The sequence below is a fragment of the Chromohalobacter beijerinckii genome (assembly GCF_023061185.1).
Taxonomy (GTDB): Bacteria; Pseudomonadota; Gammaproteobacteria; order Pseudomonadales; family Halomonadaceae; genus Chromohalobacter; species Chromohalobacter beijerinckii.
Window position 1 is genome coordinate 22,702 of sequence record NZ_JAKGAK010000006.1, and the last position, 12,063, is coordinate 34,764.

The following is a 12,063-nucleotide window of genomic DNA, read 5'->3' on the forward strand; positions in this document are numbered from 1 at the left end:
CGACTCCAGGCCGCCTCCGGGATGGAGGCAGCACGGGTTTCGGCCTAATCAGCGCTGAAAGAGCATCGCCCGAGGCGAGGGCTTGAGCTCAGTGCTGACGCGTGAGGACTTCGGACTGCCAGAGCTGCGGCAGTTGGCGCGACGTCTGCTCCCAGGCCTCGAAATCTTCGATGGGGCGCGCGTTGGCGTACTCACTGTCGGGCAGCAGCTTGGCGGCGGTGGCGTCATCGAAGTCGAGGTGTTCGGCCCGGATCGGTCGCGCATAGCCCTTGGCCAGATTGGCCTGACCGGCATCGGAGAAGATGTATTCGCGGGCCAGCTTGGCGGCGTTAGGGTGCGGTGCGTACTTGTTGATGATCGTGGTATAGCCGGAGACGACCGAGGCATCCGACGGGATCGATACCTCGAACCGGTCGCGGTCGATCTGGTCGCGATAGTTCAGGGCGTTGAAGTCCCATAGCAGGCCGACTTCGATCTCGCCTTTCTCCAGTGCGGCGATGGTCAGATCGGTCAGCGACAGTCGGCCCTGTTCGGCTAGGTCGCCGAAGAGCTCCAGACCGGGTTGCAAATCGCTCTCGTCGCCACCGCGTGCGTAGGCGGCGGCCAGTACGGCGGCGTTGTTCTGCGCACCGGAGCCCACCGGGCCGACAGCAACGCTGTAGTCACCCTCGAGCAGGTCGGCGAACGCGTGGGGGCGCTCGTCTTCGGGCACTAGATCCTTGTTGATGATCATGGCGATGGTACCGGTGTAGGCGAGCGCCCAGTGGCCGTCTTCGTCTTTCGCCCAGTCGGGAATCTGGTCCCAGTGGGACGGCTTGTACGGCTGGGTCACACCCTGCTCGACGGCAATCGGCCCGAAGGCAATGCCCACATCGCCGATGTCGGCGCTGGCGTTCTCGCCTTCAGCACGGAACTTGGCGATTTCCTCGGCGGAACTCATGTCGGTGTCGGAATGTTCCAGGCCATACTCTGCTTTCAGGTCGGCCCAGGTATCTTTCCAATTGGCCCAGCTATCGGGCATGCCGAGGCTGTCGACGCGACCTTCCTGCTGGGCGGCCGCGATCAAGTCATCCATGTTGGGCTGTGCTGCGTTGGCGGCACCGGTAAAAAGCGCAAGACTGGCAAGCACGGCCAGCGGCAGGCTGGCGAGTGGGAGACGGGGCGATTTCAAGGCAGCACTCCTCATATTGACAACGGATCGGGGCACGGAAGCAGGCCGGGGCAACGTGTTGGTCTAGTCCAACAGCGCTGGAAAGTCAGATTAAGAGCGGCATGTGACTAAGGCGTGTCAGTGTCATAACAGTACGGTGACGATGCCGGCGGGGGCGTGTCATACGATGGACACGCGAAGCGCTTAGATTGCAGGCAGTTTTCTGATCTAGACCAACTGGCCATGGATAGTCGATGTCTGCACCCCGTACCCAGCCAATCGCCCTCGAATGTCACCACAGCACTCCCGGCAGCGTCTCGACGCCGACCTGGCATCGTCTGCGCGACGCCCTGCTCGCCCTGATCGACTCACTGGGTAATAACCGCAAACGGCCGTGCAGGTTACCCGCCGAACGAGAAATGATCGCGCGGTTCTCGACGACCCGAATCACGCTGCGCGACGCGTTGACTCAATTGGAAGGCGAAGGGCGAATCTATCGCGAAAATCGGCGCGGCTGGTTTATCGCGCCATCGCGGCTTCACTACGATCTGCTGGCGGGGTTGGCCTTTCACGACATGGTCGAATCGCAGCAGCGTCAGGCCAGTACGCTGCTGCTCTCGGCGAGTACGGTGCCTGCCCCACTGCACATCGCGCGTCGGTTGTGGCTGAGTGAAGGCAGTGCGGTGCAGCGCATCGTGCGGGTGAGGGCCATCGATGGTCGCCGGGTGCTTTACGTCGAGCATCATCTGCGCCCTGACTGCTTTCCCGGCATTCTGGATTTCGATCTGGCGCAGCACTCACTGACCGCACTCTATCGTCACGAATACTCGATTCGCATTGCGCGAGTCGATTACGAACTGGGCTCCACGATCTTCGGAGGTCCGGCGGGAGAGGCGCTGCATGCGACGCCGGGCACGGCGGCCCAGCGGATCACGCGAATCAACCGCGACCAGAACGGGCGCGTGGTCGACTGCGACGACGAATACTGGCGCCATGATGCGATCGAGCTCGCACTGAGCGCTGTTCCGCGCGGCGGCTAGCCGGGCAACAGGCGTCGGCGTTTGGGAGCGGCGGGGCGAGCGCCGGGGAAGCGATGCTCTATGAGGCGCATCACGCTGGTGAGTACCAGGGTCAGGGCCAGGTAGATGCCGGCGATGAGCAAAAGCGGTTCGTAGACCAGGAAGGTTTCGTCGCGCACCATGTTGGCGGCCTTGAGCAGGTCCATCAGCGCGATGGTCGAGACCAGCGGCACCGACTTGAGCAGCAGGATCAGCTCGCCGGTCAGCGTGGGCAGACACATCTGGATGGCGCGCGGCAGCCATAGCCGGTAGAGAATCTGCCAGCGACTCAGGCCGAAGGCGCGTCCTGCGGCCAGTTCACCCTCGGGCACGCTCAAAAGTGCGCCGCGCAGAACTTCGCCCGTGTAGGCGCCGACGCTCAGCGTGAAAGTCAGCGCGCCATAGAAGAACGGGTCCCGCAGCAACGGCCAGATCAGGCTCTCCCGCAGGCCTGGAATTTCCGGCAGCAGGCGCCCGACCCCGTCGTAGAAAAAGAGCAATTGCACGAGCAAGGGCGTGCCGCGTACCACCGTGGTCAGGCCGGTGACCAGCATCGCCAGCGGGCGTGGGCCGCGCAGACGGATCATGGCGAAGGTCACTGCAAGCGCGAAACCGCAGACGGCCGACACGGCGACCAGCCACAGGGTATTGACGAAGCCTGTCCACAAGGCCTTTTGATAGAACGGATCGCTCAACCAGGAAAAGTCCATGTCTGGGTGCTCCTAGGTGCTGGGTTGGCCGCGGCGAACGTGACGCTCCGCGCGGGCGAACAAGGCGTTGGAGCCCAGCGTCATGACCAGGTAAAGCGCCCCGGCGAGAGCGTAGAACAGGGCATAGTCGCGCGTGCTGGCGGCCGCTTGTTGGGCGGTGAAGAACAATTCTTCGAAGCCGATCACGCTGATCAACGCGGTGTCCTTGACCAGGATCAGCCACAGGTTGGACATCCCGGGCAGGGCGTTGGGCAGCATGCCAGGGAGCACGATGCGGTAAAAACGTGCCGGGCGCGAAAAGCCATAGGCATCGGCGGCTTCCAGCTGCCCTTTGGGGATTGCCTGGATGGCCCCACGGAATACTTCGGTCATGTAGGCGCCCTGCACGAAGGCGAGCACACCCACGGCGGTGACGAAGCCGCTAATCTCGATGTGCGTATCGCCGCCGAATTCGGCGAGCAAGGCGTTGAGCGCCTGGCTGCCGGCGTAATACAGCAGGATGATCAACAGTAATTCGGGAATGGCGCGGACCAGCGTGGAATACGCCGTGCCCAGGGCGCGCAGAGGGCGCCAGGGGCTGAGTCGCGCGGTGGCGCCAATGAGCCCCAGGCCGAGCCCGATGGCATAAGCCAGCAAGGCGATTTCCAGTGTCACCAGGGCGCCTTGCAGGATCGGGCCGAGCCATTCCAGCAGGCCATCGCTATGATCGCTTGGCATGGTCGAATCTCGCAGTGTCGGAACGGGACCGGCCGGGCAGGTCCGGCCGGAGGATCGCGAGGCGGATCAACCGCCGCAGATGTCGGTGCCGAAGTACTGCTGGGAGAGCTCGGCGCAGCGGCCGTTGTCGAGCACGCTGGCGATCGCGGCGTTGAGCTTGTCGCGCAGGGCGTCGTCTCTCTGGCGCAGACCGATGCCCACGCCGTCGCCGAAGGCGTCATCACGCGGTGCGGTGGCGCGGATCTCGAAGTCCTGTGCGGCGTCGCGCTCGACGAATTCCGTCATCGCGATCTTGTCGGCAAGGATGGCATCGACGCGTCCGGCGAGCAGGTCGCGGTTGGCCTGTTCCTGCTGATCGTAGACCTTGAGCTCGACGCCGGTATCGGCCAGCGAGCGACGTGCGAAGGTGGCGTTGGTGGTCGAGCCCTGAACCCCCAGGATCTTGCCGTCCAGGTCGTCGGGAATTTGCATGTCGTTGGCCTTGGCGGTGACGTACGCCGAGGGCGTGAAGTAGTACGGGTCGCTGAAGGCGATGACCCGTTTGCGCTTCTCGGTGATCGACAGCGAATTCATGATCATGTCGATCTTACCGCTGTTGAGCGCCGGGAAAATCCCGCCCCACCCGGTGGGTGTAATTTCGCACGCGGCGTCCATTTCCTTGCAGAGCGCCTGGCCCAGTTCGACCTCGAAACCGGTCCAGCTACCATCGGCATCCTTGTAGGTGAACGGCGGGTAGGGCTCTGCCGAGATGCCGATCTTGAGCGGTTCGTCCGCCATCGCCGAGGTCGCGCTCAGCGCCAGCAGGACAACGCCCGCTGTCTGCATAAGGGTCGCTTTCAGTTGCTTGATCATCATGGTTCCCCATCGTTGTTGTGTCGGGCCGTGAGGGCCCGGGATGATATGGCGCCTTGGGTGGCGTCACGTGAAAGGCTCAGGCCACGCTCGAGACGAACTGACGGCAGCGCTCACTGGTCGCGGTCTCGAAAACATGCGCGGGGGTGCCAATTTCCTCGACGCAGCCTTGGTGCAGGAAGGCCACCTGGTGAGAGACGTCACGCGCAAAGCCCATCTCGTGGGTGACCAGCAGCATGGTGCGGCCCTCATCGGCGAGACCGTGGATGACGCCGAGGACCTCGTTGACGAGTTCCGGGTCGAGGGCTGAGGTGGGCTCGTCGAACAGCAGCACGCGTGGCTCCATGGCCAGGGCCCGGGCGATAGCGACGCGCTGTTGCTGACCGCCGGAAAGATAGGCGGGGTACTGGTCGCGCTTATCGGCCATGCCGACCCGTTCCAGATAATGCTCCCCCAGTGTGATGGCCTCGCGTTTGGATAGACCACGCACGCGCATGGGGGCCTCGATGACATTGCCGAGCACGCTCAGATGCGGCCATAGATTGAATTGCTGGAAGACCATGCTGACCTGAGTGCGCAGGCGTTGTAGTTGGCGCCGGTCGGGCCGGTGGCGGCGAGCGTGCGAGAAGGCCAGCGACTCGCTGGCAATGGTCAGATCGCCGCTGTCGGGGGTTTCGAGAAGGTTCATGCAGCGCAGCAAGGTACTCTTGCCGGAGCCACTGGAGCCGATGATGGAGACCACATGGCCTTCATGTACGTCGAGCGAGACGTCCTTGAGGACCTCTAGCTCGGCGTAGCGCTTGACCAGGTGGCGGGCCTCGATGGCCAGGTTATTGTGATTAGCCATACCCCTCCTGCAATGAGTGGAAAGATAGCGGCCCGGGTACCGTCACCGGGCCGCGTGTGCGGTCATGCCTCGGCCGTCGTGCGGCATTTGGCGGCGCAGCGTGCCAGGCGTCGGCAGGCCTCGCGCAGGCGATCGGCATCCACCGTCAAGCTCAAGCGCACGAAGCCGGACGCCGACGGGCCGAAGGCATCCCCCGCGAGTACCGAGACGCCCTGGGTATCGAGCAAGCGGTCGGCAAAGGCCTGTGCCGACAGCCCGGTGCGGCGAATGTCGACCATCATGAACATGCCGGCCGCGGGGCGCAGCGCCTCGACGGTATCGTCGTCGGCGAGGGCCTCAAGCACGCTGTCACGGCGCGTCCGGTAGGTGCGTCGCATCTCGTCGAGCGCTGCAGGCGGGTGGGCCAGGGCCTCGCAGGCGGCATCCTGGATGAAATCGGGGCTGCCATAGAGCATGCACAGCGCCAGGTGGGTCAGGTGCTGGATCAAGGGCGCAGGGCCGATCACCCAGCCCAGACGCCAGCCGGTCATGGCGTGCGACTTGGAGAGGCTGTTGACGATGGCGGTGCGCTCACGCATGCCCGCGAGACTATCCGGCGAGAGATGCTCGCCATCGTGGATCAACTCGGCATAGACCTCGTCGGAGAGCAGCCATAGATCATGCTCGCGGCACAACGCGGCCAGTGCCTCCCAGTGGTCGCGGCTCAGCACCTGACCGGTGGGGTTGTGCGGGCTGTTGAGCAGCAGCGCACGGGTGCGCGGCGTGACCGCGGCGGCGAACTCTGCGGGGTCGGGCTGGAACGCATTCGCCGCACGCAACGGCACGCGCACCAGGGTCGCCCCCGCGGCCTGCAGGGCCGCTTCGTAGGTCACGTACATCGGCTCGGGCACGATCACCTCGTCGCCGGGGTCGAGCACGCACTGCGCCACTGCATACAGGCCGCACTGCGCGCCGGCCATGACCGCGACATTATCGGCCTGGGTATCCGGTGCGCCGCCGGTTTGGCGGTGCCGGCGCGCGATCAATTCGCGCAGCCGGGCCTTGCCCTGTACATCGGCATAGTGCGTGGCGCCGGCGCGCAGACTGTCGACCGCGCTGTCGACGATCGGCGTCGGCGTGGCGAAATCCGGATCGCCCACCGAGAGGATGATGACGTCGTCGCCCTTGGCCTGACGCGCCAGGGCCCGGTAGTGGATGTCCCAGGCGGCGGCACCTTCGCCGGCGATGCGCTGGGTCAGTCGGGAATACTGCATGCAAACTCCTTGCTGGCGGTCGCCGTGCGTTACAGGCTGGCCTTGACGGCGGCCAGACCGGGCTTGCCGTCACGGGTGGTGACGCCGTCCAGGAATTCGGCCAGTTCATCGGGATGATTTTGCAGCCAGACGTGAGCCACCGTCTCGAGCTCGCGCTCTTCCAGGCCGTATTCGCGAATGAAATCGCTTTGTTGATCGGCGGTCAGCACGAACTGATCCAGCAGGCGCATGAGGTTGGGGTTGGCCTCACTGAAAGGCTTGGCGACGATGGTGCGCACGTCGCTGCGGCCTTGGTTCTCGCCGTAGATGCCCTCTGGGTCGTCGAGGATATGCATGTCGAATTCCGGCACCATCCAATGCGGCGTCCAGCCGTAAAAGGCGACCCAGCGCTTCTCGTCGTAGGCGCTGCGCACGGCGCTGAGCATGCCGGGTGTCGAAGACTCCAGCAGTTCCCAGTCGCCCAGGCCGTAGGTGTCGTTGCGTTTGGCGTCGTTGATGAAGTCGCTGACCGTCGAGCCGGACTCGATGGAATAGTAGCGGCCCTCGAAACGTTCGCGGTTCTCGGGATCGTCGAGCTGCTCGGCGCTGGTCACGCCGGCATCGTACACGTAGCCGGGGACCGCGAAGCCCATGCGTGCACCGGTGACGTTGTTGCCCAGGTCGACGATGCTGCCGTCATCCATCGCGGCGTCGTAGCTAGTCTGCTGAGCGGGGAGCCAGCCGGCGAGGAAGACGTCGCTGTCGCCGGTTTGCAATGTCTTGTAGCCCACCGTGCTGCTGAGCTCCTGGCGCTCGTTGGTATAGCCCAGCGGGGCCAGGATCTGCGCCATGATTTCGGTCTTGACCGTGACGCCAGGCCACGGCGGAGCGACGAAGGAGACCTGGGTGGCCTCGTCGGTGGCATGGGCGTGAGCTGCCAGGGGCAGCAAGGCAAGCGCGGCCATCAGCCGCGTGGTGGTGCGTCGCATGATGTCTCCTGGTGAATACGATGAATTCAAGCGGACCATCTATCGGCCTCGACGTCGATCAGGGTCGGCCCCTGGGCTTGGCCCGAGGCCTGCAGCGCCTGGTGCAGCGCGGCACGCGTCGAGACGCGCACGCCGTGGCAGTCCATCGACCGGGCCAGTGTCACGAAATCTGGCGCGGCAAGATCGACGCCGAGACGCGGCACGTCCTGGGCGTCCATGTAGCGGCGGATCTCGCCATACCCCGCGTTGTTCCAGATCACGATTGCCAGGGGCACGCCGGCCTCGCGCGCGGTGGCGATTTCACTGAGGGTGAACATGAGCCCGCCGTCTCCGACCAGCGCGATCACCGGCCGCTCGGGCACGCCCAGGGCCGCACCCAGGGCGGCGGGCAGCCCGTAGCCGAGCGTGCCGTAGCCGGTGGCGGCGTTGAACCAGCGGCGTGGCGCCGGCATCTCGGCGATGAAGTTGCCGGCATATACCGGCCCGGTGGAGTCGCCGACGATGGTGGCGTCGGGCAATGCCTCGCGCAGAGTGTCGAGGAAGTCGGCGTAGGGGGCGACATCGTCGGCGTCACGCAGCGCCAGCGCCGCCCGGGTGTCGGCGACGCGTGCGGCGCCCTCGCGCGAGGCCTGATGGGGCAGGCGTTCGAGCAATCCCAGGGCCACTTCTCCGACGTCGGCCAGCAGGGCGAGGTCGGTGGCGTGATTGCGCGCCAGCTGCTGGGCATCGATGTCCACGCGGATCAGCCGGCCATCGAGCCGAAAGCCGCCATCGAAGGTCAGGTCATAGTCAGTCTCACCGAGTTCGGTGCCCAGCGCCAGTACCACATCGGCGTGGCGGGCGAGTTCACGGCCGGCGGGCAGGCTTGCGCAGGCGCCGAGGTCGAGCGGGTGATCGCATCCCAGCACGCCCTTGGCGTTGATGGTGGTCATGGCGGGAGCGTCGAGGCGTTCGACCAGGGTGCGTACCGCGTCGCCGGCAGCGACGCAGCCGCCCCCCAGCAGCACCAGCGGGCGTGCGGCGTCGGCTAGCCAGTCGGCGGCCCAGGCCAACGCAGCATCGGGGGCCGTCGGCGGAAAGACCTCGGCGATACGCGGCCGGGTCTCGGGCGCGGGCAAGGCCATCACGTCGAGCGGGATTTCGATGTGCACGGGGCCGGGGCGGGCGCTCTTGAAGACGGCAAAGGCGCGTCCCAGTACCTCGGGCAGAGCCTCGGGCGTCTGTAGGGTATGGCTGAACACGCTGACCCCGGACAGGGTGTGTTGCTGATCGGGGAGTTCGTGCAGACGGCCCTGGCCACGACCCAGGGTGTCGCGTCGATTGACGCTGGAAATTACCAGCATGGGCACCGAGTCGGCGAGCGCCTGGCCCATGGCGGTGGCGATGTTGGTCATGCCCGGGCCGCTGATGATGAAGCAGGCGGCCGGCTTGCCGGTCGCGCGGGCGTAACCGTCGGCCATGAAGCCGGCTCCTTGCTCGTGGCGCGGCGTTACGTGGCGCAGACCGCTGTCGGGCAGACCGCGGTAAAGCTCGACGGTATGCACGCCGGGGATGCCGAAGACGGTCTCGATGCCGTGAGCGACGAGCAACTCGAGCAGGCGATGGGCGCACTGGGTCATGCCGAGTCCTCGACGCTGGGAGTTTCGCCGAATGGCGAGCGTGACATGACACGCTCGACCATGGGGATGAAGTCCTCGAGAGGCCGCGTGGGGTAGTCGGGGTCGAAGGCGCACTGGTCCCACTCGTCGCAGAAGCGCACGGTGCGCGCATAGGCGGGATGATCGCGATAGGCCTCGCGCGCGTGGGGATCCATGCCGTAGAAGGCGCGGTAATGATAGCCCTGGAACAGCTCGTGATGGCGAATCATCCACACATTGAGCGGATCGATGAAGGGTTCGAGGATCGCCGCGGCAATTTCCGCATGATTGGCGGGCGCCAGGTCGTCGCCGATGTCGTGGAGCAGGGCGCAGACCACGGTCTCTTCGTCGGCGCCCGCCTCCAACGCGCGGGTGGCGGTTTGCAGGCAATGTTCGTAACGATCGACGGGGTAGCCGTGGGTATCGCCCTTGAGCCGCAACAGGTGCTCGAGCACGCGGCGGCTGGCATCGTTCTGGTAGTGCTGGAAATGCGCGTCGATCAATGCCCAGTCGGCGCGGGTGCTTTCATCGAAACGGGTGAAGGTCGCCTGGTTCATGGGGTGACTCCTTGAGCGGTATGCGTTGCGCCATGCCGCGCGCTTCCACCGAGCACGCGGCGCCGGCTGGCGGTACTGTCGCGATCGACATAGCCCTGGCGCATGTGACGCACGCCTCCCTCGAGCTGGTACGCGGTGCGGCCGTGCAGCAGCCGATAGTTGTCCATGATCAGCATGTCTCCGGGGCCGAGCTTGAGATGCACGGTCAACGCTTCATCGGTGATCAAGCGATAGAACCGCTGCCGCGCGGCGTAGTAACGCTCGAGCAGCGCCGCGTCGTGGGCCGCGATGCGTTCCGTGCGGTTGGAGTAGCGCACGCGCGCCAGTTGCCCTCGACTGTCGAGTTCGATCAGCGGCCCTTCGCTGGCTAGGTCGGTGGTGGCATCGGTATAGCGAAACTGTGTCGAGAGGTGCGTCAGGCAGTCGAAATCCTCGGGCGCTTCGGCTTTGAGGCGCTGCGCCGCCATGAAGCCATCGGTGAGCGTGCTGTCGCCCCCGGCGGCGGCATTGCTCAGGCAGTGCAGCCAGATATAGCCGGGAATCGGATCGCGATAGGGATTGTCGGTGTGCGGCTCGAGCCCGCGTTGCGTCATGGTGAGATCGTACGCGTTGGCCACCGATTTGACGTCGGCGATACCGCCCCAATTGGTGCGGCGCAGCGGACCGATACGGTCGATCAACGGCTGCATGCCCTCTTCCTCGCAGGGCACGCCGCTGACCTTGACGAAACCGTAACGATGCAGGTCCTCGAGCATCGCCAGCAGGGCGTCGTCGTCCTCGAGCGCCGAAGCGAAGCTGGCCTGGGGAAGCGTCTCGAGGTTGGCGTCCCATAAGCTGAGTCCGGGCGCGACGTCGGCATTGTCGGGCGCAGCGTCGGTGAGCAGTGCATCCAGCGCATAGGTAGTGGTGTGATCGTCGCTGAAGCGTACGTGGAGGGCCTGCGCGTCGCAGCTTGCCGACTCGATCTGCAGTGTCAGGGGCAACTGGGCGGCCTCGATCAAGCGCTGCCCGGTGCGGGTGTCGAGCGTGGCTGCATCCGGTGCGCGCTCACGCAGCCAGAGGGCGGCGAATTCACGCCGCTGGCCGGCGGCGTTCAGAATCAGACGGCGCCCTGCGTCCTGGAGTTCGACGTCGGCGGAAATGGACATGAACGATGCTCTCCACTGCTGGCATGGGATCGACTGCCCCGGCGTGCAAGCCAAGGCGTTTCCCTACCCTAGGCGGATTGAGCGAACGCGATTTGCACTAATTCGCCATTTAATAGACGATTCTAGCCATGAGCGAGAATGCTAGAACCGATTGGCCCTATCCCCGCCCTGAGCAACCGCCGGTGCCCAAGCCCGGCGACGCGGCGCATACCGTGAATGTCTGGCTGGTGCCCAATTTCTCGATGCTGACGCTCTTTTGCTTGCTCGAGCCGTTGCGCGTGGCCAACCGCTTCGGTCGCGAGTTGTTCGCTTGGCGGCTGCTCTCGGCGGATGGCGACCCTGTGGTGGCCAGCAACGGCGTGCGTATCGAGGTCGAGGGTGTTCTGGCGGAACACGCCCTCGGCGATTTGTTGATGGTGATTTCTTCGTATGAGGCGGAGGTCAGCGTGACCAGCGCCGAGCGCGCAGTGCTTCGGCACGTCGCGGCCCATGGCGGGCGTGTCGGTGGGCTCGATACCGCGCCCTTCATCCTCGCCCGGGCGGGCTTGCTCGATCAGCATCGCGTGGCGCTGCACTGGGAAAGCGTGCCGGCTTTCCGGGCGGAGTTTCCGCATATCAGCGTCAGCGAGGCGCGCTTCGAATTCGCCGGACAGCGTTTGACTGGCTCCGGCGGCGCGGCAGGCATCGACATGATGCTGCAATGGATCGAACACGATTACGGGCCGGCGTTGGCCAATGCCGTGGGGCGGCAGCTCGTGCACCAGCGCGTTTCCGAGGAAGAAGCCTGGAAGGCCGGCGCGGCGCGTACCCTGGAGGATTTGCCGCGCAGCGTGGTGCGCGCGCTGGCGGTGATGGAAACCCACCTCGATCAGGTCTTGTCGATCCCCGAGATCTGTCGCCTGATCGGCCAGTCCCAGCGCCAGTTGACGCGTCTTTTCATGGCACATTTCGGCGAGACGCCCAAGCAGTGCTATGTGGGAATGCGCCTCGATTATGCCCGGCGACTGCTCGCCGATAGTCGCTGCCGGGTGACCGAGGCTGCCTTGACCAGCGGCTTCGCGCATTTGGCACACTTCTCGCGCGTCTATCAGGCACGTTTCGGTGAGCGGCCAAGCGCGACGGCCGAGAGAGGCACCGTGTGAAGCGCCGGCGGGCACGTTAGACTC

At 65.3% G+C, this 12,063-nt stretch carries 12 protein-coding genes; 2 read left to right on the forward strand and 10 right to left on the reverse strand.

The features are described 5' to 3' along the window. Positions 1-88: 88 nt before the first annotated feature. A complete protein-coding gene (locus tag L1075_RS06965; protein WP_246941055.1) occupies positions 89-1,171 on the reverse strand; it encodes an ABC transporter substrate-binding protein in 1,083 nt (360 codons plus the stop codon). A 233-nt stretch (positions 1,172-1,404) separates the two neighbouring features. On the opposite strand from L1075_RS06965, the gene L1075_RS06970 reads away from it, so the two are divergent. Continuing rightward, positions 1,405-2,190: a UTRA domain-containing protein gene (locus L1075_RS06970; RefSeq protein WP_246941058.1), complete on the forward strand. Its 786-nt coding sequence runs from the start codon at positions 1,405-1,407 to the stop codon at positions 2,188-2,190. Here L1075_RS06970 and L1075_RS06975 read toward each other — a convergent pair. The 9 genes from L1075_RS06975 to tmpA all read right to left on the reverse strand — a co-directional run bounded on the left by L1075_RS06975 (position 2,187) and on the right by tmpA (position 10,897). Then, positions 2,187-2,918, reverse strand: a complete 732-nt coding sequence (locus tag L1075_RS06975; protein ID WP_246941061.1) for an ABC transporter permease — start codon at positions 2,916-2,918, stop codon at positions 2,187-2,189. The two genes, L1075_RS06970 and L1075_RS06975, sit on opposite strands and share 4 nt — an antisense overlap. Before the next feature lie 12 nt (positions 2,919-2,930). Further along, on the reverse strand, positions 2,931-3,635 hold the full coding sequence (locus L1075_RS06980; RefSeq protein ID WP_040239516.1) for an ABC transporter permease: 705 nt from the start codon (positions 3,633-3,635) through the stop codon (positions 2,931-2,933). A gap of 66 nt (positions 3,636-3,701) precedes the next feature. Further along, positions 3,702-4,490 (reverse strand): transporter substrate-binding domain-containing protein, encoded by a 789-nt coding sequence (locus L1075_RS06985; RefSeq protein WP_246941063.1) that lies wholly within the window; start codon positions 4,488-4,490, stop codon positions 3,702-3,704. 76 nt (positions 4,491-4,566) lie between these two features. Next, a complete protein-coding gene (locus L1075_RS06990; RefSeq protein ID WP_246941065.1) occupies positions 4,567-5,334 on the reverse strand; it encodes an ABC transporter ATP-binding protein in 768 nt (255 codons plus the stop codon). A gap of 62 nt (positions 5,335-5,396) precedes the next feature. Next, on the reverse strand, positions 5,397-6,587 hold the full coding sequence (locus L1075_RS06995; RefSeq protein WP_246941068.1) for a pyridoxal phosphate-dependent aminotransferase: 1,191 nt from the start codon (positions 6,585-6,587) through the stop codon (positions 5,397-5,399). Positions 6,588-6,616: 29 nt separating this feature from the next. Then, positions 6,617-7,555: an ABC transporter substrate-binding protein gene (locus L1075_RS07000; RefSeq protein ID WP_246941071.1), complete on the reverse strand. Its 939-nt coding sequence runs from the start codon at positions 7,553-7,555 to the stop codon at positions 6,617-6,619. Positions 7,556-7,581: 26 nt separating this feature from the next. Then, positions 7,582-9,174, reverse strand: coding sequence for a 5-guanidino-2-oxopentanoate decarboxylase (locus tag L1075_RS07005; RefSeq protein ID WP_246941074.1), 1,593 nt, complete (start codon positions 9,172-9,174; stop codon positions 7,582-7,584). Then, the gene (locus L1075_RS07010) at positions 9,171-9,749 is read right to left on the reverse strand and encodes an HD domain-containing protein (RefSeq protein WP_178998468.1); all 579 of its coding nucleotides are present in this window, start codon (positions 9,747-9,749) and stop codon (positions 9,171-9,173) included. Before L1075_RS07010 ends, L1075_RS07005 begins: the two co-directional genes overlap by 4 nt. Beyond that, on the reverse strand, positions 9,746-10,897 hold the full coding sequence (gene tmpA, locus L1075_RS07015; protein WP_246941077.1) for a 2-trimethylaminoethylphosphonate dioxygenase: 1,152 nt from the start codon (positions 10,895-10,897) through the stop codon (positions 9,746-9,748). Before tmpA ends, L1075_RS07010 begins: the two co-directional genes overlap by 4 nt. Positions 10,898-11,025: 128 nt before the next feature. Between tmpA and L1075_RS07020 the strand changes: the two genes are divergently transcribed. Further along, positions 11,026-12,039 (forward strand): GlxA family transcriptional regulator, encoded by a 1,014-nt coding sequence (locus L1075_RS07020; protein WP_246941080.1) that lies wholly within the window; start codon positions 11,026-11,028, stop codon positions 12,037-12,039. The last annotated feature ends 24 nt before the right edge of the window (positions 12,040-12,063 follow it).